This window comes from Kitasatospora sp. NPDC023118, assembly GCF_055560875.1.
This window is the reverse complement of record NZ_JBVHHW010000006.1, coordinates 100,145-124,718: the sequence shown is the minus strand read 5'-3', so window position 1 is coordinate 124,718 and position 24,574 is coordinate 100,145. Positions and strand designations below refer to the sequence as shown.

The following is a 24,574-nucleotide window of genomic DNA, read 5'->3' as shown; positions in this document are numbered from 1 at the left end:
GCGCAGACCTGGGACTGGGAACCTCCTCGTCGGAAGCGAACAGCACCACCCGAGGGGGACCTGGAAATGTCCGTGCGCAACAGATTCGGCAACGCCGCCGCGATCGCCCTGATGACCACCGTCGGAGCCGTCCTGCTCTCCGCCTGCGGCCCCGACAACAGCGACCCCGGCTCCACCGCCGCCCCCAGCGCGCCCCGTACGGCGGCGCCGGGGACCGCGGTGCCGGGCGGCGGGTCGCACTCCGGCAGCCCCGCGCCGGGCGGCAAGGAGGTCAACGGCACCTCCGCGGCCAACCACCTGGCCATCAGCACGGGCACCAACGCCGTCGCGATGAACGGCACCACCGTCGACTTCGGCACGGTGGTCCGCGACCTCGCGTGGTCCCCCGACGGCAAGAAGGTCGTCTTCGTCAACGGCGACGGCGATCTGATGACCGCCAACCCGGACGGCAGCGGCAAGGCGCCCCTCGCCAAGGCTCCCAGCGGCGAGACCTGGTCCCACCCGACCTGGCAGCACGCCGACAAGGGACCGAGCGGGGGCGCCGTGCCCAACGAGACCGAGCGCTTCAACAACATCGTGTTCGCGTCCAGCAAGGGCGGCACGCTGCGGCTGGAGACGATCCCCGCCAAGGGCGGCACCCCCCAGGTACTCACCCCGAGCAGCTCCGAGGGCGGTGGCGACAGCGTGCCGCAGCCGCCGGAGACCGGCAACACCTGGCCCAACGCGGGCGGCAAGCAGGACCAGATCGTGTACGCCAACACCCCGGCCGACGAGGTGTACATCTACGACGACTACATCCGGCCCTCGACGAGGGAGCTGGCCAAGGGCTCGCAGCCGGCCCTGTCCCCCGACGGCGAGCACATCGTCTTCGTCCGCTCGGTGAACGGGCACGACCACCTGTTCACCCGCTCCACCTCGCACGACCAGAAGGCCGAGAAGGACCTCACCCCCTCGGCCACCACGGACTACACCGAGCCCGCGTGGTCCCCCGACGGCAAGACCGTCGCAGCCCGCACCCCGGACGGCGTGAGCACCCTGCCGGCCGACGGCTCGGCGGCACCGACCCAGGTCTCCACCATCAAGGGCCTGCCCTCCTACCGGCCCTGAGCCCCGGTCGCCCGGGCCAGCTCGGCGCGCAGCTCGGCCAGATGCTCGTCGGCCGACTCGTGCGGCAGGAACTCGACCACGTCCAGGAAGCGGAACAGCACCCGGGTCTCGGTGACCGCGTACTCGTAGTCACCGAACCCGACCACCGCGCCCGTCCCGCCGCGCGCCGCACCGCGGACGGCGGCAGACGTCACCCCGTCCGCCGCGGGTTGGGCGGTCACCTTCCGGCGGGCGTTGGGCCGGGCCAGGTACGGGCAGACCATCGACGCGTACAGCATGCAGGACCGGTGGCCCGGGCCCTCCATGGTCGGTGCGAGGTTGCGGTACGGCCGCCCCGCCGCGATCGCCTCGGCGATCGCGGCGCTTTCGGCTGCGCCGACCACCCGCCAGACCGGCCCGCGCGGCATCAGCCCGCCGCACACCGAGCACCGGCGCTCCAGCGCGCAGTCGGCGCTGCGCCCGTGGTCCGTGAGCGCGAACTGCGGCTGACCGTCCTGCCACGGCGTGATCGCCGGCACCGGGTATCCGCGCCCGTCCTTGGGGCGCGCCCCCACCTCGTCCGGCATCGGCACTAGTTCGAATCGCACGCCCCTATCGATACCAGGCGGGTGCCTCGCCGGTCGACCCGTGCGCCTGCCGGGGCATGTCTCGCGGGTTTTCGCCGGGCCCTACCGCTTCCCCGACTCGCCGTCAGTGCCACCACCCTCACACACGCCACTGACAGTCGTCCCGTCGATCCAACGAGCCGTGACCGAAAACAAACTCGTGGACACCTATACGCACCAAAACGACCTCAACCCCCAGCAGTTCACAACCCCTCTGCCGCCTCCTGCACGAGCATCACCTTCCGCAGCAGGTCCGACAGCGTCCGCCGATCGTCCTCGGTCAGCACGCCCAGCAGCCGGCGCTCCTCGCGGCCGACCACGTCCAGGGCCTCCTGCCAGGCGGCGCGGCCGGCCTCCGTCAGCACGATGTCGACCTTCCGCCGGTCCTCCGTGGACGGGGAGCGGAGGACGAAGCCGCGGCGTTCCAGGGTTTCCAGGCGGCCGGTGATGGAGGCCGGGGCGAGGTTGAGGTCGGCACGCAGGTCGGAGGGGGCGGCGTGGCCGCCGCGGCCGGCCAGCACGTGGAGGGTGTCGAACTCGTGCTTGTGCAGGCCGTAGTCGCAGACGCCCTGTTCGCGGACGCGGCCGAGGTGATGGGTCAGCCGTGACATCCGGGTCACCGCGCCCTCGATGTCCGGGTCGAGGTCGGGCAGCACGGGTAGCCAGCGATCGAGGTGGCCGTCCGTCCAGTCGCGGGGCGGGGGCGGCTGCTGGGGAGGGTGCTCGGGCATGGGAGGAGTCTACAAAGGGGAAGATCTGTCGCTTCCGAAATATTCGTTGCCGAAATTTCGACACCGAAATACAGTACCGCGCATGCCCCAACACCCCTTGCGCCTGACCGACTTCCGCCTGCTCTTCCTCGGCCGGACGGTCTCCACCCTCGGCGACGCCGTCGTACCCGCCGCCCTGGCCATCGCCATCACCCGCGCCACCGGCTCCTCCGGGGCGCTCGCCCTCGTCCTCGGCTGCGCGATGGTGCCGAGGCTGCTCCTGCTGCCCTTCGGCGGAGTGGTCGGCGACCGCTTCAACCCGCGCCTGATCGCGCTCACCACCGACCTGCTGCGGGCCGCCACCCAGCTGCTGGTCGGCCTCGAACTCCTCGGCGGCCGCCCCAGCCTCGCCCACATCGCGGTCGCCGGGGCGATCGGCGGCGCCGCCTCCGCCTTCGCCATGCCGACCACCTCGCCACTGGTCACCGGCACCGTCCCGGGCGAGCACCGGCTGCGCGCCAACGCCCTGCTCGGCTCGGCCACCAGCGCCGCCCGGCTCGGCGGCCCGGCGCTCGCCGGGGTGCTGGTGTACACCGCCGGGCCGGGCTGGGCCTTCGTCCTGGATGGCGTCTCCTTCCTGCTGAGCGCCGCCCTGCTCACCCGGATCGCCGTCGCCCACGTACCCTCCGGGTCGCGCTCGCTGCGCCGGGACCTCGCCGAGGGCTGGAGCGAGGTGCGCTCCCGGGACTGGTACTGGACCAGCCTGATCGCCCACGGGGTGTGGAACGGCGCGAGCGCCGTCGCGCTCACCCTGGGCCCGCTGATCGCCGCCACCCGCCTGGGAGGGGACGGCGTCTGGGTGGCGATCACCCAGGCCGGGGCGGTCGGCCTGCTGCTGGGCTCGCTGCTCGCCGCGCGGGTCCGGCCCCGGCGCCCGGTGCTGGTCGGCAACCTCGCCCTCGCCCTGTACGGGCTGCCGTTGCTGGCGCTCGCCGTCCCGGCGCCCGCGCCGGTGACGGTGGCCGCGTACGGGGTGGCGACGGCCGGGCTGGGCTTCCTCAATCCGGTCTGGGAGACGGTGGTCCAGCAGGACTTCCCGGCCCGGGTGCTGGCCCGGGTCACCTCCTACGACTGGCTGCTCTCGCTGGCCGCCGCACCGCTCGGGTACGTGCTGGCGCCGCTGGCCGCCGACGCCTGGGGCAGCCGGGTGCCGCTGCTGGCCGCGGCCGCGCTGGTGAGCGCGGTGTGCGCGGGCACGGCGGCGGTGCCGGGGGTGCGCCGGCTCGGCGCCGACCGGGACGCACCGGAGCCGGCGGCCGTCGAGCAGCCGCCGGTCCCGGTCAACTCCTAGGACTGGCCCGTCAGTTCCAGATGCCGGTGATGTCCGTGGCGTTCGCCGCGTTGCCCGCGTGGCCGCTCGCCCCGGAGAGGTCCTCCAGGGTGCGCAGCACGTTGTAGTGGTTGTAGGTGGTGGCCGAGCTGCTGCCCGGGGCGACGTGGGCGCCGTAGACCACGGTCGGGATCCGGTTGCCGGACAGACTGTTGTCCTCGTCGAAGGTGACGATCAGCAGGCTATTGTGGCTCTGCGCCCAGGTGGCGTACGCGCCCAGGTTGTTCTGGATCCAGGTGTCACCCGTCTTGATCGAGCAGTCGTGCATGTCACTGCACAGGTTCGGCACCACGAAGGAGACGTTCGGCAGGGTGGTGTAGTCGGTCGGGAACTGCGCGAAGGTCATGGCGGTGTTCAGCGGGACGTTGCCGAAGCCGAACCAGGGGTTGTGCTTCTGCGCGTAGTTGCCGCTGCTGCAGACCGTGCTGCCCTGGCCGGGCAGGGACTCGTTGTAGCTGGCCCAGGTCTTCCCGGCGGCGGCCACCTCGGAGGCCAGGTTCGGGGCCTGGAACCCGCCGACCGTCACACAGCTGTCGTCGACCCTGCCCTGGGTGGAGCCGGAGAACAGGGCGTAGTAGTTCGGCTCGCTGGGGTGGGTGATGGCGAAGGACTGGGTGAGGTTGGCGCCGCCCGCCTTCAGGGTGTTGTTGATGTACGGCGCGCTGCTGCTGCCGATGATCTGGCTGTAGGAGTGGTTCTCCATCACCACGACGATGATGTGGTCGGGCGTGGGCAGCGCGGCGGCCTGCGCGGTGGTGGCGGTCGCCGCCCAGAGGCCGGCGGAGGCGGCGACCAGGGCGGCGGCCGAGCCGATCGCGGTCGCGCTGCGGCGGGAGCGGCGACGGGGGACGTCGGGGGTGTCGGGGGTGTCGTTCAGCGGGGCGTCGTTCAGGGGCTTCGCGGACGAGGTCATGACGAATCCTCGGGTGAGATCGGACTCGGGGAAAGAAGGAAGGGAGGTGACGGACTGTCGGACGCTCGCGAACGGCCTAGTACGGAGTGCCGTTGGCGAAGTCGGTGTTGAAGGTCGTCTCGATGGTGTTGAGCACCCCGGAGTCGGAGACGATCAGGCCCAGCTCGCGGTTGTTGTTCAGCGAGTTGTCGGAGAAGTTCTCCGAGCCGGCGAACACCTTCGCCGAGGGGGTGCCGTAGTCGGCCACGATGGCCTTGGCGTGGATGTACAGGCCGGTGGTCGAGGAGTAGGTGACGACGTTGGCGCCGGCCGTGGTGACCTGGTCGAAGTAGGAGCCGTACGAGCTCGGGTCCATGCCGACGACCCGCACGGTGACGCCGCGGTTGGCGGCGGCGGTGATCGCGTCCACCAGGGCCGGGTCGCCGAACTCCAGCTCCTGGACGTCGAGAGAGGTCTGCGCGCCGTTGATCAGCGCCAGCAGGCGGTCCTGCGAGTCGGTGGGCGACCAGACGAGGTTGTCGCCGTCCGAGGGGGTGATCGAGGTCCTGGCATAGTCGGCGGCGAAGACCCGCTCGATCGCGGCGACGTCGTTGGCGTCGTCGTCGAAGACGCCGTAGTCGCGGCTGCTGGAGTAGTAGGTGGCGTCCAGGTTCCCGGTCAGGATCAGGGACTTGGCACCGTCGACGGTGACGGTCTTCTGGTGGGTGTAGACGTAGGCCGAGGAGGAGTACGTCACGCCCACGCCGGCCGCGCGCAGCGCGCTGTAGGCGGCGCCGTTGACCGAGGTGTGCTTGGCGTCCAGGATCACCCGGACTCGCACGCCCGCCCGCTGACGGGCGATCAGGGCGTTGACCGCCGTGGTGTCGCGCAGCTCGTACATGGTCACGTCGACGGACGTGGTGGCCGAGCTGATGAAGCTGTCGACCACGCTGTGGCTCTGGTCGGGGAAGACGATCGCCGAGTACGTCCCGGCGTCGAGGGCGTCGGCCTGGGCGGTGCCGTTGGCGGATATCAGACCGGCGCCGACGAGGAGCAGCGCACCCGCACGGCGTGCGAAGGTGGCCAGGGGCATGGGGACTCCACTGATCGGTGGGGGGAAGTCAGGTGCGTCGCACCGGAAGCTCGAACGGCGCGCCCGAACAGGATGGGGTCATGCCAGTCAACGCGGGTAGACGACAGCAGGTAAAACCTTGTCTCCGGGCCGGGAAACGAACGGTGTGCCCGGCAAACCGGCCGACAACGGACGAGGCGGGCAGTCCGGTTCACATTGCCACCGGCCGCCCGGACCGGTGATAGTGATCTTCGAGCGGCGCAACCGGACGCCGCGTCAGCTCACGAGAGAGCCGAGGAACATGGCGAAGACCAGCCTGCTGCGTCCCCTCGCGGTGGCCGCCGCCGCTGCCGTCCTGGCGGCGACCGGAACCGTACCGGCCCTGGCCGTCGACCAGGACGGCGCCGCGCTGCCCGTCCCGGACACCGCCGGGGTACTCAGCGCACTTCAGGCCACCATGCGTGCGGGCGCCCCGGGCGCCTTCGCGGTCATCCGCGACCACGACGAGGACGAGAGGACCCGCTCCCTGTCCGTCGGCCAGGCCAACCTGGACGGGACCCCGATGAACTCCTCGTGGAGGTTCCGGGTCGGCAGCAACAGCAAGATGTTCGCGGCCGTTCTCGTGATGCAGCTGGCGGAGGAAGGCCGGATCGACCTCGACAAGCCGCTGCGCGACTACCTGCCGGCCGGCACCCTTCCGGAGAGCTGGACCATGACGGGCCGTCAGGTGATGGAGCACCGCGCGGGCATCTACGACCACACCAACGACCTGCTGGAACAGCCGGGCGAGGAGACCACCAGCGCCTTCGAGGCCCGCATCCGCACCAACGTGTACCAGCCGGCCGACCTGGTCGCGATGTCCGTCAAGCACGGCCAGCAGTACACCCCGGGCAGCCGCTACTCCTACTCCAACACCGACTTCGTGCTGATGGGCCTCGCCGTCGAGCACCTCACCGGCCGCCCGTACGCGGACGTGCTGCGCGAGCGGATCATCGAGCCGCTGAGCCTGGAGAAGACCTCCTTCGTCGTACCCGACCAGCGGATCAAGGGCGCGCACGTCACCGGCTACCTCACCAACGACGACCGCACCAAGCCGCTGCTGGACTCCACCGAGCAGACCGGCTCCTGGGTGTGGAGCGCCGGGGCGGTCATCTCCTCCGCCGGGGACCTCGACCGCTTCCTCACCGCGCTGATGGCCGGCAGCAACGGCGGACTCATCTCGGACGCCTCGCTGAAGCAGATGGAGGCCGCGCTGCCGACGCCCACCGCGAAGATCAGCTACGGGCTAGGGCTGCGCCGCATCTCGCTCTCCTGCGGCGACGTGTACGGGCACGGCGGCATCGTCCAGGGCTACCAGACCCAGTCCTTCACCACCCCGGACGGGCAGCGCAGCGTGGTCGTGTTCGCCAACGCCTCCAACAACGGCGCGGTGACCCAGGGGCTGATGAACGCGCTGGAGCCGGCCTTCTGCGGGAAGAAGCCCGCGGTCGCGCCGCGCACGGCCTTCGCGCCGCAGGACGGCGACGACCAGGACCTCCCGGTGGTGGAGGACATCCGGATCTGATCCCCGCGCCGCTGCCCCGGACCGGCCTCGCCGCCGAAGCTACGCTGCGACCCGGCCGGGGCGGTTGCCGTCCGCGCTCAGGTCGGTGAGCGCCTCGGTGAGGACGGCCGCGGTTGTCCCAGGTGCGGCATGCTGGAGGTACTGGTGCGGATTCGGCTCCTCGGGCCAGTGGAGTTACGGGTCGGGACGGGCTGCGCGAGGAGCTGGTGGCGCTGCTGATGCGCTGCCTGCGGCAGGCCGGACGGCCGCCTGAGCCCACCAGGCCGCCGACCGCTTCCCGGACGGCCGGCTCCACGCCGACCTGCGCGGACTCGACCCGGGCCGTCAGCCCGCTCCGCCCGCGCGCCGACCGGCCGGCTCTCACCCGCTGACCGGCGCGTACCCGCGCTCCGCCGCCAGGACCGGCCGCAGCGCCCGGATCGCGTAGAAATTCCGGGACTTGACCGTCCCCGGCGGCACCCCCAGCCTGGCCGAGGCCTCCTGCACCGAGCGGTCCTTCAGGTGCAGCTCGACCAGCACCTCACGGTGGTGCTTCTGCACCCGCCGCAGCGCCAGGGCGATGTCCCGGGCGACCACCACCTGCTCGTACGGGTCCTCGGCGAGCGGCCGGTCCTCCAACGGCTCGCCGATCACCTCCTTGGCGCGGGCGGCGGCCATCCGGTAGTGGTCGATCGCGATCCGCCGGGCCACCGTGAACAGCCAGGGGCGGCTCTGCTCGGGGCCGTTGGTCAGCGCCTCCGGGTGCTGCCAGGCCCGCAGCAGGGTCTCCTGCAGGATGTCCTCGGCCTTGCCCCGGTCACCGCCGGTGGTCCGCAGCAGGGCCCGCAGCAGGTAGCCACCGTGCAACCGGTGGATCTCTGCCAGGGTCTCGGGGGCGAGGGTCGGTCGGGCCGGGCCCTGCTCGGGTGTCGCCGCCACGGCGGCCGACGGGCCGGCGGGCGGCTGGACGACGGGCATGGGCTGGGCGACTGACGGCTTCGACACGCGCTACCTCTCAGGTCGGGCAAGGGCACGGCAAGACATCCGCCGTACGTCCTCGGCGGCTTCGACACCAGCCTGTCGGACGCCGCCAAGGCCGCACCAACGATTCGCCAACGCCCGCCACAGGGCACCCGACCTGCTGCGGAGTGCCGCAACCTCGGGCCTGGTCCCGGCCGGTCGTGACCCGGGGCGGCCCGGGCGCCGTCACGCCCCGTTGAGCGCCCGGACCAGCTCCTCCACGCCGTCCTCGCCCCGGTGCTCGATCAGCACCGCGACCCAGGTCGCCAGCCGCTCCCGCTCCGCCACCGTCCACCCCGGCGCCGACGGGTGCTCGTCCACCACCAGCGCCCGTGCCACACCCATCAGCCCCGGCGTCGGCTCCGGTCTCCACCTGCCCTCCGGCACCACCCGCAACGCCAGCCGCCGGGCGACCGCCGTCACCGCCTCGGCCGAGCCCCCCGGCACCGCCAGCCCGGGCGGCCCCGGCACCTCCGGCACGCCCACCCGCACCAGGGCCGCGACGAACTCGCGCGCCTCCGGCCCGTCCGCATCCATCCTGTGTCCCTCCGCCGTCCCGCACACGGGACTCGCACTCGTCCGACCTCGCTGGCACTCGGCGCGCGCCGGGTGCCAACGCACGACGGTACCGAGCGGTGGCCGGACGAGCAGAGGGCTTTCGACGTACGGCCGACCGGGCGCCGCTGCGCACGAGCAACCACTCGCACCCGACATGGGGGGCGCGGCCCGCGCCCTGCCCCGCTCAACGGTGCCTCCGTCAACGGCGGTTCAGGTGAACCGGAGGGGAACCGTCGGCCGTAGTCCCGGCTGTACGCACCGGCCGGAGACACCGCTCGTCGGGCAAGGCATCAATCGGGAGGTCACCCATGGCTTTCGGGGGCAAAGCGATGCGCCGACACCTCATCGACCGCATCCGCGTCCCACTGGGCGTCTGCCATCGCATCGCCGTCCGCGGCAGCCCCACCGAAGGCCTGACCACCCTCCTCGGCACCCTCCTCACCGAACACCGGGCCGACCCCGTCCTCGTGCTCGTCCCCGGCGGTACCCCCGGGGACGAGCAACGGCACTGCCCGGCCGGCTCGTCGTCCGCTCCGTCCACCCGATGCCCGAGGCCAGCCTGTTCAGCACGAACAGGTGCGCCTGCACCGGCCGTCGGGACGCGCCCCTGCACGCGCCCACGTCGGTGCTGCGGACGGTGGGGGCGATCCGGTTCACCACCTGCCTGCGGAAAAGGCGACAGCCAGCCGGGGGCGGGTGCCCCGGCCGGCCGTCAGCGCGCGGTTCGGGCTACTTCTTCGTCTGCGCCACCGGCGTCTGGTACGGATGGTGGTGCGTGCCGCCGACGTGCAGCTCCTCGTCCGGCTTCCCGGCGAGCTTGGGCAGCACGTGGGTGCCGTACGGGTCGGTGACCGTGATCGCGGTGCCGTTGCGGTGCACCTCGTGCGGCGAGCCGATCGAGTACGAGGCGAGCGCGATCCCGGTGCTCGGGGTCGGGCTGGTGGCGGTGCCGAAGGCGGCGGAGGTCAGGGTCAGGCTGGTCGGCGCGGCGCCGAGGGTGAGGTAGCCGGACTGCTCGCCGCCGTACACCGAGCCGAAGGCGGCGCCCCCGGTCACGGTGGTGCCGGCCGGGACGGTGACCGGCACGGTGGCGCCGGCCGGGCCCTGGACGGTGACGGCGCCGCCCTGGATGTAGCCGCTGACGGTGCCGGCAGTCAGGGTCTGCTGCCAGGCGGTCTGCCGCTGCAGGGTGGTACCGGCGTCGGTGAGGGTCTGGTTGACCACCGGGGTGTCCGGGGTGAACCAGCCGCGGTAGGTGGAGAGGATGCCGGTCAGGGTCTGCAGGGCGAGCCGGTCGTCGGTCAGGTTCGACTGGTGCATGAAGAACGGGCGCGGGTCGTTGCTGAGCACATACCCGAGGGTGATCTTCTCCTGCATCGGCAGGACGTAGCCCGCCCAGCCGGTGTTCAGGTCGAGCGGCGTGATGCAGGTGGTGGTGGTCGGGTTGGCCTCGCAGTTGCCGCTGCCGCCGTTCGCCTTGGAGGTGTAGAGCCAGTTGTACTCGCTCACCTCGTCGGGCTGGGTGGAGACGTTGTAGAAGACGTTGATCGGGTGGCGCGGCACGCCGAGCGCCGAGGCGATCTGCCGCTCGCCGGTCTCCCGGGAGGCGTCCACGCCGAGCCACTGGATGTTGTTCTGGCTGAGCGCGGCGAGGAAGTTCGGGTTGTCGTTGGGCTGTTGCGGCAGCATCATGGTGCCGGAGTGCTCACCGGCCACCAACTCGCCCGGCCTGAACGGCAGTCCGTTGGCCTGGCCGAACTGGATGTTCTGCTGGATCTGGCTGTCGACGGTGGCCTGGTCGACGTACTGGATCGCGCCGGTGGAGTCGGTCTGGCACTTCCACGGGATCACGGTGAAGTTCTGCACGCAGCCCAGGAACGGGTGTTGGTAGGTGTGGTTGAGCCACCAGAAGCTGTTCTTGTTCGCCAGCAGGGCGGTGGTCAGCGGGTCGGTGCCGCCGTTTGCCGCCGCGTAGTCCAGGCTGGGGCCGCCGTTGAACAGGAAGTCCAGGGTGTAGTTGTTCTGCTGCTGCCAGGCGACGGTGGCGGTGACGTCCGCCGGGGTCATCCGGATCGGCGTGGTCGCCGGCACGGTGCCGACGCAGTCGCCCTCCCCCGGAGTGCAGTGACCGCTCTGGCTCCACCGGGAGTTGGCGTTGAACAGGTCGTCGATGTGGGCCGAGAAGTAGTTGCGCCAGTACCCCAGGTGGACGCCCTTGGTGACCCAGTCCACGATGCCGTGCGCCAGCAGCCGGTACTGCTGCTGGTAGTAGTTGTAGGCGAAGGTCAGCACCAACTGCTGGCGCCCGCCGGAGGTGTAGACCCCGGCAAGGGTGCCCTGGGTGGTGGTGCCGGGCACCGTCTCGGTCAGGTACGGCTCGAAGTGCGAGCCTGTGGCCGGGTCGTCGGGCAGCGGGGTGGTCAGGTAGCCGTACGAGCCGTTCCCGCCGGGGGTGCCCTCGAAGGGCACCGGACCGTTCAGGTAGCGGAAGGCGTCCGCACGGGCGGAGGCGGTCGCGGTGGCGCTGGTGCCGTCCAGCGAGCCCGACCAACTCGGAGCGTTCAGACCGGTGTTGGTGCCGGGCCAGACGTAGGCGTCCACCTGCCGGACCTGGTAGCCCTGCTCGTAGCCGGCCAGTGTGCTCAGCTCGGCCGCGGAGAGCTGGGACGGGGCGTCGCTGGGCAGCACGACGCCCTCGAAGTGCCCGTGCGGGGTGCCGTCGGCCAGTGTGTCGGCCAGGAAGCCGGCCGTGATCGTGGCCCGGCTGGTGCTGGTGAGGTCGATGACAGTGGTCGGCACGCCCTCGGCGGCCAGCTGCTGCCGGATCCCCTCGACCCAGGGGTTGCCGTCGGTGACCACCAGGACGTTCAGGTCCACCCGTGATGTCGCGGCCGAGGCCGGGACGACGGCGGCCAACCCGATCACCGCGGTGGCGACGGCCAGCGCGACGGCGGGGAGGAAGCGGAAGGCTCTCACGCGAAAGCCCCCTGCGGTATTGCGGTGAGTCGACTCATGGGAGCTGATGATGCCCGGCCGGACAGGGCCCGCGCAGCAGGCTGGGAACAAGGTTTACCAAGGGCTGGGGAATTACTGGAAGAAGGTTCGGCCAGGATGCGCACCCGTCAATGTCGGGAGGGTTAACGACAATTGATGACGGCCTGGCCGAACGGCTCTGACCAGCCCTTTCCCCGTACCGGGCGGCATCGGCCGTGGGTTCTGGCGGGCCCCTGACAATTCCGCCCGAGCGCGCGGATTTCCCGTCCGCCACCGCACGGCCGGAATACCGGTCAGGTCAATTCCGGTGCCGGGTCCGCCGCTCAGCGGAGCCGCCCCGGCCCGGTGCTCGCGTTCAGCCGGGCCCGAACGGCGTCGGCGTCGCGGTGTTGCAGGTCTTCGAGGATGGCGAGGCTCCGGATCCAGGAGTCTCGGGCGGCCTCGACGTCGCCGAGGGCGAGGTGGGTGTCGCCGATGTGGGTGTGGATGTCGGCCTGGAGGAAGTAGTCGCCGACGGCCTGACGCAGGCGCAGCGACTCGTGGTAGGCGGGGAGCGCCTCGTGGTACTCGCCGAGGTGGTGGTGGATGAAGCCGATGCTGTCCCAGATGGACGACTGGCCGGGGAGGTTGCCGGTGTCGCGGGCCAGGTCCAGTGCGCGCCGGCAGTACGGGAGTGCCTCCCGCAGCTCGCCATGCTGCGCCAGGTACCAGCCGATGCTGTTGAGCGCGAGGGCCTGCCCGGAGGGGTCGCCGATGGCCTGGAAGAGCTCCAGGGCCCGGCGGGACTCGGCCACCGCCTCGGCGTCGGCGTGCTCCTCGCCGTGGGCGATGGCGAGGTCGAGCCGGGTCCTGCCCTCGCGCGGCCGGTCCCCGAGCGCCTCGAAGAGTTCGAGGGCCTGGCGCAGTTCGCGTTGGGCCTGAGGCTGTCGGCCCTGGGAGCGGTGCACCTGGCCGAGCCAGCGGTGCGCGTGTGCCTGTCGGCGGAGGTCCCCGGTGCGTTCGGCGGCGGCCAGCGCGGTCTCGCTCGCCCGCTGCCACTGCTGCCACAGCCCCGACTTGAGCAGGTAGGCGACCTGCGCGCCGACGAGCTGCCAGGCGTGGACGTCGGCCCCCGCCCGGTGGGCCGAGTCGACGATCCGTTCCAGCACCGATTGCTCGTCCCGGTACCAGTCGAGCGCCTGCCGGCGGTCGGCGAGGTCCTCGGGAGCCACCCCGGCGGTCGGCTCCGCGAGGTCGAGCGACTGCCAGGCGGCGTCGTCGGCGTAGGCGAGGCAGCCAGCGCGGTGTGCGGTGTGCAGGTAGTGGTCGAGCATCCGCAGGGTCGCCCCGGCTTGCCCCTGCGGGGATTCGAGGGCGGCCGCCTGCTCGGCGGCGTAGGCGCGCAGCAGGTCGTGGAAGGTGTACCGGCCCCGCTCCGGCTCGGTGATCAGATGGGCTCGGCGCAGGTCCTCCAGCAGGGCGCGGGTCTCGGACAACGGCAGGCCCGCGAGGCTCGCGGCGGCCGCCGCGCTGACGTGCGGGCCCGGGTGCAGGCCGAGCAGCCGGAACAGGCGGGCGGCCTGCGGAGCCAGCGCGCGGTAGGACCAGGAGAGCACCACCCGGACGTCGGCGTGGCTGTCGCCGGCCGACAGGAGGTCCAGGCGCACCTGGGAGTCCCGCAGTTCGCGCGCCCACACGCCGAGCGGGGTGCCGGGGTGGTCGGCCGCCCGTGCGGCGGCGATGTTCAGGGCCAGGGGCAGCCGGGCGCAGAGCTCGATCAACTCGTCGGCCGCGTCCTGCTGGTCCTCGACCACCGCGGCGCCCAGACGTCGGGCGAGCAGTTCGCGCGCCTCCGCACGGGAGAGCACGTCCAGGGTCAGCGGGACGGCGCCGTCCAGGGCGACCAGCCCGGGCAGCCGGTTCCTGCTGGTCACCACGACCAGGCAGGTGTTCGAGCCGGGCAGCAGCGGGCGGACCTGTTCCGCCTCGCGGGCGTTGTCGAGGACGATCAGCGTCCGGGTGCCGGCGAGCCGGCTGCGCAGGAGCGCGAGCTGCCCGTCCGGGTCGGCGGGGACGCGCAGGGCGGGAACGCCCAGCGCGTCCAGGAAGCCGCGCGCCACGTCGGCGGCGTCGACCGGGGCGCGGTCGGGGTCGAACCCGCGCAGGTTGGCGAAGAGTTGACCGTCGGGGAAGCGCTCGGCCACCCGGTGGGCGAAGTGCACGGCCAAGGTGGTCTTGCCCACGCCCGCGGTGCCGGCGATCGCCGAGATCACCACCGCGCCGCAGCCGGGGGTCACGTCGGCCAGCAGCTCGTCGAGCACCTGGAGCTCGCGGGCACGCCCGGTGAAGTGCCGGATGGCCATGGGCAGCTGCTGCGGCCTGCTCGACCCGGTCGGGCCGGACGACAGGCCGGGGGGAAGGGGCGGGAAAGCCGCGGCTCCGGGGGCCGGGGCCGCCGCCGGAGCGTCCGGCCCGTCCGACCCGGCCGAGCGCTGCGGGTCCGTGTCCCGTGCCGCCGCCAGCCACCGGGTACGGGTGTCCTGGTCGACGCCGAGGGCCTCGGCGAGCCGCACCACCGAGGACAGTCGCGGTCGGCGCCCGCCCGCCTCCAGGGCGCTGATCGATCGCGCCGACACCCCCGAGCGCTCCGCGAGCTCGTCCTGGCTCCACCCCGCCGACAGTCGTCGCTCCCGCAACAGCTCGGCGAAAACAGCAGCCCCCACTCATCCCCCTGGTCCCCTGCGAACCGTGCCGACGTCTGCCCGGCCGGCACTGATCGCGAACGAGAGTAGCCCGACGCATGCCCAAGTGTCAGGTCAACGTCAGGTCAACGTCGTGGTCGGCCCGGCCCCGCCGCGGCGATGATGAGCGCCGAACGGCCCCGTCCGAGGAGGAAGACATGAACGCTCGCAGGGCCGCTTCGCGACCGACCGGGGGTCCGGCCCGGATGACGGCGGTCGCCGTCGCCCTCGCGGCGCTCTGCGCGGGCGGCACGGTCGACGCTTCGGCTGCCCCGTCCACCACGTCGGCCCGTACCGGCCCCGTACCGGTCAAGGAGGTCAGGACCGCTGACGGGTTCCTCACCGTCTACCGCTCGACCGGCCGGCCGCAGACCGCCGCTCCCGCCCCCGCCTCGGGCACCGGCGACGCCACGCAGCCCACCTGGGCCACCACCTGCAACGGCGTCAACCCGAAGGTCTGCTTCGCCGTCGACGGCAGCGGCTACTACGTCCGCACGATGGAGAACAGCACCTACTACGGTGCGAGCACCTGGGCCGACATCCAGATCAAGAGCCCCTCCGGGGCCGTCGTGACGGGGACGAGCTTCCACGCGACCGGCGGCACCTGGTACACCGCGACCTACACGCCGAACGGCTACGTCACCGCCGGCTGGTGGTGCGGCTTCAGCGACGCCAACGGCGGTGTGTACACCGGCAGTTGCATCAATGTGAGCAACTGATCCACAGGCCGACGGGCCGCCCCGGGGCGCCGTCCGTCGACCGGCCGCGAGCCGCGGCAACGGGGGTACCGCGGCTCGCGGCCGGATCCGCTCAGCGCGGCATCGCGGCGAGGGCCGCGCGGGCGACCTTCACCGCCTCCGCCTCGCAGCCCTGCGTCGGGTGCTCCTTTCCGCCCAGGCCGACGGACAGGCTCAGGTTGCCGTCGCGGACCACCAGCGAGCACCCCTCCCCGCTCCCCGACGAGTCCCAGTACGCTTCGTCGCCGATCCCGAGCCCGTTGTCGCGCCGCTTGCCCTTGGCCGCGTGGGCGAAGTCCTTGCGCTGCGTCTGCGTGGCGTTGCCGCTGCTGCCGGCGCTGCGCTGCAACTCCCACTGGACGGAGGCGGACGGCGTCTGATCCCAGTAACGCTGCCCGGCGACGACGGTCGAGCCGTACCAGGAGCAGTTGATCCGGGCGAAGGTGGACTGCTCCAGGTAGCGGTCCTCGTCCGGCTTGTGCTCCGAGGACGGCAGCGGCAACTGCGCGGCGGCCTCCGCGCAGACCGGCGCCTTGAGGTACTTGTCCGGTACCGCCGGGCCGTTCGGGTCGCGCAGCAGCAGGTAGGCGCCCACGCCGATGCCCGCCGCGGCGACGGCCCCGGCGGTCACCAGGGCGGCGGTGCGGCGGTGGCGCCGGGGTGACGCGGCGGCGGGTTCCTCGGGCCCGGGCGCGGCGTCCACCGTGGTGGCCGGGGTGGCCGGCCTCGGCGCCACCAGGTGGTACGAGGTCGGCTCGGTCCCCTGCGGTGGCAGCACCACCGTCCGGTGCGCCACCGTCCGTTGCGGCTGCGCGAGCAGCCCGTCCACCGCGGCCTGCTGCGCCGCGATCAGCGCGTGCACCGCCGCCGGCCACTGCCGCCCGGCCGGGGCGACCGGGCCGAGGAGCTCGAGCAGCCGCGCCGGGGTGGGGCGGGCGGCGGGATCCTTGGCCAGGCAGGCCGCCAGGAGCGGGCGGGTGACGGCGGGGACGGCCGTGAGGTCCGGCTCGCTGTGCACGACGTTGTAGAGCGTCTGCAGGGTGGAGGCCCCGGCGAAGGGGCTGCGCCCGGTCAGGGCGAGGGCCAGCACCGAGCCGAGCGAGAACACGTCGCTCGCCGGGGTCAGCGCCCGGCCCTCGGCCTGCTCGGGGGACATGTACGCGGGCGAGCCGATCACCCCGCCGGTGTGGGTGAGTTCGGCCTCCTCCTCGGCGGCCCGGGCGATGCCGAAGTCGATCACCCGGACGCCGTCCTCGGCGAGCAGGACGTTCTCCGGCTTGAGGTCGCGGTGGATCAGCCCGGTGCGGTGGATCTCCACCAGGGCCGTGGCGAGGCCGACCGCCAGCCGGTGCACGGCGTCCGCGGGCAGCGCCCCGGCGGCCTCCACGGCGGCGCCCAGCGAGGGGCCGACCACGAACACCGAGGCCAGCCAGGGCGTCACCGCCTCGACGTCGGCGTCCATCACCGCGGCGGTGTAGGCGCCGGATACCCGGCGCGAGGCGCCGACCTCCCGCCGGAACCTGGCCCGGAACCCGGCGTCGGCGGCGAACCGTTCGTGCACCTGCTTGACCGCCACCAGCCGCCCGTCCGGCCCGGCCCCCAGCAGCACCCGGCCCATCCCGCCCCGGCCCAGCTCGGCGAGGACGCGGTACGGGCCGACCTCCGCCGGATCGGACTCCCGACGGGGCCTCAACTGCGGCATCCCCGTCACTGCGGGAACACCGGGGCCGTGGCGGTGCCCTGGGGGCTCGGGCCGTTCGCGGACACCGTCCGCGCCAGCTTCACCGCCGACTCGCCGAGCGTCCTGGTCATCGACTCGCACCGCCCCCGCGGATAGGTGGCCCCCTTCACCGCGATGAACACGTAGAGGTTGACGTCCCGGACGTAGAGGACGCAGTTGGACTCGTTCAGGTACTTCGACGGGAGCCAGAAGGCCTCCTCGGCGAAGGTGATGCCGGAGTCGCGGGTCCGGCCTCCCATGTAGAGGTTCTCGTAGTGCTGCTTGGCCCGCTCGGCGCCGGTCCTGCCGCCGGGGACCGTCGGGAAGACGTCCCAGACGATCTGGATCTCGTCGCCGGAACGGGTGTCCCACTCGCAGCCCTGCTCCGGGAGCTTCCCGTCGGAGTCCGTGGCCTCCCAGGTTCCGGGGTTCCCCCAGGGCTTCGAGAACTCGGGCGGCGCCGTCACCTTGGCGGCGTCCGCGCAGCTCGGCACCACGCGCGCGTACCGGTCCTGGACCTTCGAGAGCGGCACGTTCCCCGGCGTGGGCACCGGCTCGGGGAACACCGAGTCCAGGTTCACCACCCCGGTGGCGACCAGCCCGCCCGCCAGCCCGGCGAGCGCCAGCACCACCGCGCCCACTGCCAGGGCGATCCGCCGTCCCCGCCCGAGCCGCCGCACCGGTGCCCGCTGCGGCTCGGTCGGCGTGACGGCCGCGGCCACCGTGGGCGCGGGCTCGCCCACGGCCGGTGCGGCGGCCCCCAACAGCCGGGCGACCTCCGCCCGCTGCGCCGCGAGCAGGCCGTGCACCGCCTCCGGCCACGGCCGGGTCGAGGGCGCGATCCGGCCCACCGCCGCGAGCACCTGCTGCGGGGTCGGCCGGGCCGCCGGGTCCTTGACCAGGCAGGCCGCGACCAGCGGCCGCAGGCCCTCCGGCACCCCGCTGAGCTCGGGCTCGGCGTGCAGGACGTTGAACAGGATCCGCGGCAGCGACTCCCCGGTGAAGGCCGGCCGGCCCGTGCAGGCCACCGCCAGGGTCGCGCCGAGCGCGAACACGTCGCTGGCGGGCGTCAGTTCACGCCCCTCGACCTGCTCGGGCGACATGTAGCCGGGCGAGCCGATCATCGCGCCGGTGCGGGTGAGCTTGGTGTCCTGCCCCTCGGCCGCCCGGGCGATCCCGAAGTCGATCACCCGCACGCCGTCCTCGGCGAGCAGCACGTTCGAGGGCTTGAGGTCACGGTGGATCAGCCCGGCCCCGTGCACGTCGACCAGCGCCTGCGCCAGCCCGGCCGCCAGCCGCCGCACCGCCTCTTCGGGCAGCGCCCCGGCCGCCGCCAGCGCCTCGTTCAACGCCGGGCCCGGCACGAACTGGCAGGCCAGCCACGGGGTTCCGGCCTCCGGATCAGCCGCGATCACCGCCGCCGTGTACGCCCCGGACACCCGCCGGGAGGCCTCCACCTCGCGCCGGAACCGCACCCGGAACCCGTCGTCCTCGGCGAACTCGGCGTGCACCTGCTTCACGGCCGCCGTCCGCCCGTCCGGCGAGACCCCGAGCAGCACCCGGCCCATCCCGCCCTGCCCGAGCACCGCCAGCACCCGGAACGGACCCACCTGCACCGGCCCGTACGGCCCCAGCGTCTCCACGTGTACATGCCCCCCTGCCGCTGCGTGCGACAGATGATACAGACGGGGCGTTCGCGCCCGACCGGCCGCCTTCGACCCCCGGGATTCACGAAGCGTCAGGACCGCGTCAGCAGGTCGTCAAGGCGGGCTCGGGCGCGGGCGAAGCGGTGCAGGCTCGACCCACCTGCAGGTCCGCAGGTCGTTCCGGAGGTGATCCGCATGTCCGTATCCGCCGCGTTCCATTCCCGCGTCCCCGACGTGCGCCACCGGGCCCATCGGCTCCGCGCCGCGTTCTCGACGGTACTGGACCGGCTGGCGGCCAGCCCGCTGGACAGCCCGGTGCTCGGTGCCCTGGGAGCTCCCCGCTCGAAGCAAGCGGGCGCCCCGAGCGCCACGCCACGAACGACCCCGCCCCGCTGACCCCCACGGCCGCCCGAACCCCGCCCTGAACGGCCGTGACACTGCCAACAGCCCACCACACGGTGGGCTGTTGGCGTTTTCGCCTCGCAATCGGGCCAGGTGCGGGTTCCTCGCCGATCTCCTTCGGGGTCACGGCCTCGTAGTCCTGCCCGGCGAGGACCGGACACACCTCGCCCTACCCGGAGCGCCGGTGAATTCGAAGCGACTCGGGTTTTGCAGAGGCCCGCCGCGACGGAGTCAGCCCCCCCCCCCCCCACACCGAACCCGGTGAACCCGCAGGTGGGAGAGGCGAGTTCACTGCGGGGTGATCAGCCGCTTCCCGTTCAGCCACCGCTCCCAGGAGGCCTTGCTGAGGTAGGTCCGCTGGCCGAGCTCGGCCAACGAGATCCGGTGCGCGTGCTTGACCGCGCGCAGCTCTTCGGCCAGCCGCCGGGCGGGTTCCGAAAGATCATCAGGAAGCGGCTTCCAGGACTGGCTCATCGCGGGCCCCTCTGACGGGTCGACGGACGTCATGAACTGATCATTTCGGATGATCCGTCTCATCCGCTTCCCGGCGCCCCGTCTCAACCGTCTCCCGCTCGCCCGTCAAAACCTCAGCTCCGGGCCGTGAGACAGGACGGGTCCGTCTCAGAACGTTCGGAGACAGTCGAATGATCGCGGTCACATGTCGGAGAGTTGGCCCAACCGGGTAGCGGTCAGGACGTCCTCCGCACCACACCGGTCAGATCAGAGCAAGCACGGGGAGAAGCCTCATGGGCCGCCGGCATGAGTCCGAGATCACGTCTCTGTCCGCTGTCGACCAGCTCGCCAAGGAGCTCCAGTCGCTGAAGTCCGCATCGGGCCTGACCTACGCCCGCATCAGTGAACGCACCCACTACGCGAAGTCCTCGTGGGAGCGCTGGGTGAACGGGAAGCAGTTCCCGCCGCGCGACGCGGTGGAGAGCATCGCCTCGGTCTGCGAGGGCGACGCCGAGCACCTGCTCGCCCTGTGGCACCTCGCCAGCACCTGCCGCGTCACGATCAGCGCGCCGAACGCACTGCCGGCCGGGCCGCTGGACCACCCGCCGTCCGCGTGCCCGCACCGCCGGCAGGCCGTCATCCTGCGCCGTCTGGTCCTGCTCGGGCTGGGGCTCGCGGCGGGCGCGGGGCTGGCCACCGCCGGCCGACGGCCCCTGCGGCGCAGCTCCTGAACGATGGACGGCCCGGACACCGCGCCGAGGGGCAGCGCGCGGTGCCCGGGCCGGGTCGGATCGGTCCCCTTGGGGTCAGCCGAGCAGCCGGCTCCAGGTCCGGGCGTCCACCACGCCGTCGGCCGGCAGCGCGGCCGAGCTCTGGAAGCCCGTCACCCCGGCCTGGGTACCGGGCCCGAACGCGCCGTCCACGCTCACCTGGATGCCGTGCGCGACCAGCTGGCTCTGCACCGCCTGCACCGCGCTGCCCGCACGGCGGCCTGCGAGTAGTCCGTGACGTTGGCGGTCGCGGTGTGGTGCACGATCACCTTGTCCGGCACCCCCGCCAGGCCCCGGTGCCCGGTGCCCGGTGCCTGTAGCGGGTGAGCCCGGAGGAGGTGACGGGCAGTCGGCCGGCGTACGGGATCTCGGCGCCGAGGATCGACCGCCCGACCGGTCGCCGCGTCGCCCGTTCCCGAGGTGCCGGTGAAGCTCCGAATCCGGCTCAGCCCGACCAGACGGTGACCGTGGCGTCCACCCGGTAGTCCGACGGGGCGATGGCGTCGATCTTGATCAGGACCGTGCGGCCGCCCGGGCTCTTCAGGCAGACCAGCGATCCGACGCCGACGTGGGCCGAGTCGCCCGGGTGGGTCACGGCCCAGTCGGAGCAGGCGGCACCGGACGGCGGTGCCTGGCCCGTCCAGACGCCGAACTGGTCGTGGTCCATCCGGATCTCCTCCCGCAGCACGGCGCTCGTTGCGGTGAACCCGGTCGCGTAGATGCCCTGCGGGAAGCCGGAGTCGCGCCCCGGCGGGGTCAGGTCGAAGTCGACCCCGCCGTCCATCGGGATGCCGACCTGCCCGGTCCAGGCCACGGTGAGCCCGGTCGGAGACGGCACGGGCGGGGTCGGCACTGCCGGGGTGGCACCGGTCGCCGCGGGCGCCGTCGTCGACGCCGCGGTGGCGGGGGCGGGCGCCGCGGTCGGGGTCGCGACGGGCGGCGCGTCGCCCCTCGGCCGGATCGCCGTCCCCAGGATGAGGGCGAGCAGCCCGACCGCGACCACGCCGACCCGGGCTCCCGTGGTCTGCGGGCCCGGCAGCTTGATCCCGGCGCCGCTCGCGGCCTCCTTCGCGAAGGCCACGACGAAGCAGAGCAGTCCGAACACCCACAACGTGATGGTCCCCGTCACGGCGCCGCCCCCGATGTCCCACGTGTCCCGATCCCGAACGCGCAGATGCTACAAGGAATATGACCCGCTGGCAGGTCGATTCGGCCGGAGTCGGACGGGGAGGACGCGCTACGGCTTGACGGCGACACCCGCGTAGAAGGAGACCTGGGCGTCCGTGACGTCGGCCGGGAGCAGTCCGGCGGGGTCGTCGGACTCGTCGGGGTGCCAGCGGTGGGCGGGGACGACACCGGGGTCGAGGAGGTCGAGGCCCTCGAAGAAGGTGGCGAACTCGGCCTTGGGGCGCAGCCGGAGAGAGGTGCCGGCCTGGTTGTATATCTCCTCGACCTTGGTGGCGCCGGACGGGTCGAGTTCGGCGGTGGCGTGCGAGAGGACCAGCGCGGAGCCCGCCGGCAGCGGGGCGAGGAGGTGCTTGAGGATGGCGTGGGCGTCGGCGAGGTCGGGGACGAAGTGGAGCAGGGCCACCATCGAGAGGACCACGGGCTGGTCCAGGTCGAGGGTGCGGGCCACTTCGGGGGTGGCCAGGATCGCGGCCGGGTCGCTGACGTCGCCGTGGACGTACGCGGTGCGGCCCTGCGGGGTGCTGGTCATCAGGGCGCGGGAGTGGGCCAGGACGACCGGGTCGTTGTCGGCGTAGACCACGCGGGCCCGGGGCTCCACGGCCTGGGCGACCTCGTGGAGGTTCGGCGAGGTGGGGATGCCGGTGCCGATGTCCAGCCACTGGCGCAGGCCGCGCCGGGCCAGGGCCCGGGTGGCGCGGTGCATGAAGGTGCGGTTGGCGCGGACGGCGGTGCGCATGGTGGGGAAGGCGGTCAGCACCCGCTCGGCGGCCTCGCGGTCGACGGCGAAGTTGTCCTTGCCGCCGAGGAAGTAGTCGTACATCCGGGCGCTGTGCGGGATGTCCTGGCGTATGTGCGGGACGACCGGTTCACCGGACCGCCCCGGCTCGACGGCCGTCATCCAGGTCTCGTCCGCGCTCATCCGCTGTCCCCTCATCTGTGATCACGTCAGGCCCGCCGCAGTCTAGCCAACTCGCCGGTAACCCACGGGCGGTCCGGCCGGACCGCCCGTGCAGCCGTCGATCCCACTGCCGCCGAAAAGGAGGGTAGTAGGCTGAGCAGGAAAGATGATCTTCAGGAGACGACATGCCCGCCACCAAACCCCGCGTCCTGCTCGTCACCGACCTCGCCTACCAGGCCCGGGGCCGCCGGTACTGCGACGAGGACATCCGGCTCTCCGCCGGCCTGCGCGAGGACTTCGACCTCGCCCTCTGCCACCCCCTCGACGCCGCCGCGCTGATGGACGCCTTCGACGTGGTCCTCGTCCGCAACAGCGGCCCGGTGCTCAACTACCGCGCCGAGTACGAGGCCTTCCGCAGCCGTGCCCTCGACCGCGGCACCCGGGTCTACAACCAGCTGACCGGGCGCGCCGACATGGCCGGCAAGCAGTACCTGCTCGACCTGAGCGCCGCCGGGTACCCGGTCATCCCCACCGTCGACCGGGCCGAGGACCTCGCGCGCCTGCCCGTCGTCCCCGAGTACGTGGTCAAGCCGAAGCTCGGCGCCGACTCCATCGGCCTGCGGACCGTCCCCCGCGAGCAGCTCGACTCCGTCACCTACGACGAGGACGTCCTGGTCCAGCCGCTGATCCGCTTCGCGTACGAGGTCTCGTTCTACTTCGTCGACGACGCCTTCCAGTACGCCCTCCACGCCCCCGACCCTGAGCAGCGCTGGCGCCTCGAACGGTACGAGCCCACCGCCGCCGACCTGGAGTTCGCCCACCGCTTCATCGCGTGGAACACCGTCGAGCACGGCATCCAGCGGGTCGACGCCTGCCGCACCCCCGAGGGCGGCCTCCTCCTCGTCGAGCTGGAGGACCTCAACCCCTACCTGTCCCTGGACCTGGTGGACGAGGCCACCCGGGACCGGTTCACCGCCGCCCTCAGGGCCTCCCTGCTCAAGCTGGCGGCGAACCGGCCCTGACCCGCCGGGCCGCCTCGGTCAGCACCGCGCCCAGCGGCAGGCCGACCCGGGCGACGGCCAGGCCGTCACCCCGGGTCGCGCCCTGGTTGACGATCGCGACCGGGGTGCCCGCACGCGCGGCGTGCCGGACGAGGCGCAGGCCCGACATGACCGTGAGCGAGGAACCGAGCACCACCAACGCCTGTGCCGCGTCGACGAGTTCGAAGCAGCGCTGGACCCGCGGCTTGGGTACGGCCTCACCGAAGAAGACCACGTCCGGCTTGAGCACTCCCCCGCACGCCGCGCAGGGGGCGACCCGGAACCCGTCCACCAGCTCCTGTGGCAGCTCGGCGTCGCCGTCGGGGTTGACCCGGGCCGATCCCGCCCGGAAGTCGGCGTTCAGCGCCTCCAGCCGCCCGTCCAGCTCCTCCCGCGAGCTGGTGCGCCGGCACTCCAGGCACACCACCCGGTGCAGCCCGCCGTGCAGCTCCACCGCCGCACGCGTACCGGCCGCCCGGTGCAGACCGTCCACGTTCTGGGTGATCACCGCCGCCACATGACCCGAGCGCCGCAGCTGCTCCACCGCGCGGTGCCCGGCATTCGGCTCGGCCCGCGCGATCGTGCGCCACCCGGCGTGGCTGCGCGCCCAGTACCGGCGCCGGGCCGCGTCGCCGCCCGTGAACTCCTGGTACGTCATCGGCGACCCGCGCCTCCGCGTGCCCGTCTCGCCCCGGTAGTCCGGAATGCCCGACTCCGTCGACAGCCCCGCACCGCTGATCACCACGACGCCCCGCGCGGCCAGCAGCCGCACCAGCGCCTCCAGGCCGACCGCATCGGCCGCCGTACCGCTGAGAGTCGTCGCGGGCACACCCATGCCGTCCAGCCTAGAACCCGCCGACGGGCCCGCGCGACGGGCCGCCGCGAGCCGGCTGATCACCATGGCGGGCGCTGCCGCAGCCCTTCCGGGACCGGTCGGCGCTCGATACCGCCGTCCGGCTTCCCCGGCACCCGCCCCGGCTCGCCGCCGCCCCGACCGGAGGTCATCTCGGACCTCGTCGAAGGCGGCACGCCCGCCTACCTGATCACCATCGGCGACCAGCTGAGCATCCTCGACAGCGGCGGCGCCAACTACGACGCCCGCCACCTCG

21 protein-coding genes are annotated in these 24,574 nt (G+C 72.8%); 6 read left to right on the top strand and 15 right to left on the bottom strand.

Annotated elements, in window-relative coordinates; all coding sequences use genetic code 11:
• Window positions 1-66: 66 nt before the first annotated feature.
• Window positions 67-1,107, top strand: a complete 1,041-nt coding sequence (locus ACZ3UD_RS10010; protein ID WP_465584678.1) for a TolB family protein — start codon at window positions 67-69, stop codon at window positions 1,105-1,107.
• On the opposite strand, the gene ACZ3UD_RS10005 is transcribed toward ACZ3UD_RS10010, so the two are convergent.
• Window positions 1,095-1,694 (bottom strand): hypothetical protein, encoded by a 600-nt coding sequence (locus ACZ3UD_RS10005; RefSeq protein ID WP_465584675.1) that lies wholly within the window; start codon window positions 1,692-1,694, stop codon window positions 1,095-1,097. The two genes, ACZ3UD_RS10010 and ACZ3UD_RS10005, sit on opposite strands and share 13 nt — an antisense overlap.
• Window positions 1,695-1,915: 221 nt before the next feature.
• Entirely contained in the window at window positions 1,916-2,443 is a 528-nt protein-coding gene (locus ACZ3UD_RS10000) for a MarR family winged helix-turn-helix transcriptional regulator (protein WP_465584672.1), read from the bottom strand.
• Between the two features lie 82 nt (window positions 2,444-2,525).
• Here ACZ3UD_RS10000 and ACZ3UD_RS09995 point away from each other — a divergent pair, with 82 nt between their 5' ends.
• Complete coding sequence (locus ACZ3UD_RS09995; RefSeq protein ID WP_465584670.1) at window positions 2,526-3,773, top strand: MFS transporter; 1,248 nt, start codon at window positions 2,526-2,528, stop codon at window positions 3,771-3,773.
• A gap of 10 nt (window positions 3,774-3,783) precedes the next feature.
• On the opposite strand, the gene ACZ3UD_RS09990 is transcribed toward ACZ3UD_RS09995, so the two are convergent.
• Both ACZ3UD_RS09990 and ACZ3UD_RS09985 read right to left on the bottom strand, forming a co-directional pair.
• Window positions 3,784-4,725, bottom strand: a complete 942-nt coding sequence (locus ACZ3UD_RS09990; RefSeq protein ID WP_465584667.1) for an alkaline phosphatase family protein — start codon at window positions 4,723-4,725, stop codon at window positions 3,784-3,786.
• A gap of 76 nt (window positions 4,726-4,801) precedes the next feature.
• Window positions 4,802-5,797 (bottom strand): phospholipase D-like domain-containing protein, encoded by a 996-nt coding sequence (locus ACZ3UD_RS09985; protein WP_465584664.1) that lies wholly within the window; start codon window positions 5,795-5,797, stop codon window positions 4,802-4,804.
• A 280-nt stretch (window positions 5,798-6,077) separates the two neighbouring features.
• Between ACZ3UD_RS09985 and ACZ3UD_RS09980 the strand changes: the two genes are divergently transcribed.
• The gene (locus ACZ3UD_RS09980) at window positions 6,078-7,340 is read left to right on the top strand and encodes a serine hydrolase domain-containing protein (protein ID WP_465584661.1); all 1,263 of its coding nucleotides are present in this window, start codon (window positions 6,078-6,080) and stop codon (window positions 7,338-7,340) included.
• Between the two features lie 360 nt (window positions 7,341-7,700).
• On the opposite strand, the gene ACZ3UD_RS09975 is transcribed toward ACZ3UD_RS09980, so the two are convergent.
• From ACZ3UD_RS09975 to ACZ3UD_RS09960, 4 genes are all read right to left on the bottom strand, one after another.
• The gene (locus ACZ3UD_RS09975) at window positions 7,701-8,324 is read right to left on the bottom strand and encodes a sigma-70 family RNA polymerase sigma factor (RefSeq protein ID WP_465584658.1); all 624 of its coding nucleotides are present in this window, start codon (window positions 8,322-8,324) and stop codon (window positions 7,701-7,703) included.
• 201 nt (window positions 8,325-8,525) lie between these two features.
• A complete protein-coding gene (locus tag ACZ3UD_RS09970) occupies window positions 8,526-8,876 on the bottom strand; it encodes a hypothetical protein (protein WP_465584656.1) in 351 nt (116 codons plus the stop codon).
• A gap of 750 nt (window positions 8,877-9,626) precedes the next feature.
• Window positions 9,627-11,873: a hypothetical protein gene (locus ACZ3UD_RS09965; RefSeq protein WP_465584653.1), complete on the bottom strand. Its 2,247-nt coding sequence runs from the start codon at window positions 11,871-11,873 to the stop codon at window positions 9,627-9,629.
• Window positions 11,874-12,214: 341 nt separating this feature from the next.
• Window positions 12,215-14,593: an ATP-binding protein gene (locus ACZ3UD_RS09960; protein ID WP_465584651.1), complete on the bottom strand. Its 2,379-nt coding sequence runs from the start codon at window positions 14,591-14,593 to the stop codon at window positions 12,215-12,217.
• Between the two features lie 176 nt (window positions 14,594-14,769).
• Between ACZ3UD_RS09960 and ACZ3UD_RS09955 the strand changes: the two genes are divergently transcribed.
• Window positions 14,770-15,330, top strand: a complete 561-nt coding sequence (locus tag ACZ3UD_RS09955; protein WP_465584648.1) for a hypothetical protein — start codon at window positions 14,770-14,772, stop codon at window positions 15,328-15,330.
• Between the two features lie 91 nt (window positions 15,331-15,421).
• Here ACZ3UD_RS09955 and ACZ3UD_RS09950 read toward each other — a convergent pair whose 3' ends face one another.
• The 3 genes from ACZ3UD_RS09950 to ACZ3UD_RS09940 form a co-directional block, all read right to left on the bottom strand.
• Entirely contained in the window at window positions 15,422-17,041 is a 1,620-nt protein-coding gene (locus tag ACZ3UD_RS09950) for a serine/threonine-protein kinase (RefSeq protein WP_465584645.1), read from the bottom strand.
• A 14-nt stretch (window positions 17,042-17,055) separates the two neighbouring features.
• On the bottom strand, window positions 17,056-18,711 hold the full coding sequence (locus tag ACZ3UD_RS09945) for a serine/threonine-protein kinase (RefSeq protein WP_465584643.1): 1,656 nt from the start codon (window positions 18,709-18,711) through the stop codon (window positions 17,056-17,058).
• A gap of 693 nt (window positions 18,712-19,404) precedes the next feature.
• Window positions 19,405-19,623, bottom strand: a complete 219-nt coding sequence (locus ACZ3UD_RS09940; RefSeq protein ID WP_465584640.1) for a helix-turn-helix domain-containing protein — start codon at window positions 19,621-19,623, stop codon at window positions 19,405-19,407.
• Window positions 19,624-19,862: 239 nt separating this feature from the next.
• Here ACZ3UD_RS09940 and ACZ3UD_RS09935 point away from each other — a divergent pair, with 239 nt between their 5' ends.
• A complete protein-coding gene (locus ACZ3UD_RS09935; protein WP_465584638.1) occupies window positions 19,863-20,300 on the top strand; it encodes a helix-turn-helix domain-containing protein in 438 nt (145 codons plus the stop codon).
• A 75-nt stretch (window positions 20,301-20,375) separates the two neighbouring features.
• Here ACZ3UD_RS09935 and ACZ3UD_RS09930 read toward each other — a convergent pair whose 3' ends face one another.
• From ACZ3UD_RS09930 to ACZ3UD_RS09920, 3 genes are all read right to left on the bottom strand, one after another.
• Window positions 20,376-20,540 carry a peptidoglycan-binding domain-containing protein gene (locus ACZ3UD_RS09930; protein WP_465584635.1) on the bottom strand — a complete coding sequence of 55 codons (165 nt, stop codon included), beginning with the start codon at window positions 20,538-20,540 and terminating at the stop codon, window positions 20,376-20,378.
• 244 nt (window positions 20,541-20,784) lie between these two features.
• On the bottom strand, window positions 20,785-21,468 hold the full coding sequence (locus ACZ3UD_RS09925; protein WP_465584633.1) for a hypothetical protein: 684 nt from the start codon (window positions 21,466-21,468) through the stop codon (window positions 20,785-20,787).
• Window positions 21,469-21,576: 108 nt separating this feature from the next.
• Window positions 21,577-22,446 carry an SAM-dependent methyltransferase gene (locus ACZ3UD_RS09920; protein ID WP_465584631.1) on the bottom strand — a complete coding sequence of 290 codons (870 nt, stop codon included), beginning with the start codon at window positions 22,444-22,446 and terminating at the stop codon, window positions 21,577-21,579.
• A gap of 164 nt (window positions 22,447-22,610) precedes the next feature.
• On the opposite strand from ACZ3UD_RS09920, the gene ACZ3UD_RS09915 reads away from it, so the two are divergent.
• Entirely contained in the window at window positions 22,611-23,447 is an 837-nt protein-coding gene (locus ACZ3UD_RS09915; RefSeq protein WP_465584628.1) for an ATP-grasp domain-containing protein, read from the top strand.
• On the opposite strand, the gene ACZ3UD_RS09910 is transcribed toward ACZ3UD_RS09915, so the two are convergent.
• The gene (locus ACZ3UD_RS09910) at window positions 23,422-24,300 is read right to left on the bottom strand and encodes an NAD-dependent protein deacetylase (protein WP_465584626.1); all 879 of its coding nucleotides are present in this window, start codon (window positions 24,298-24,300) and stop codon (window positions 23,422-23,424) included. The genes ACZ3UD_RS09915 and ACZ3UD_RS09910 overlap by 26 nt on opposite strands.
• Window positions 24,301-24,574 lie beyond the last annotated feature (274 nt).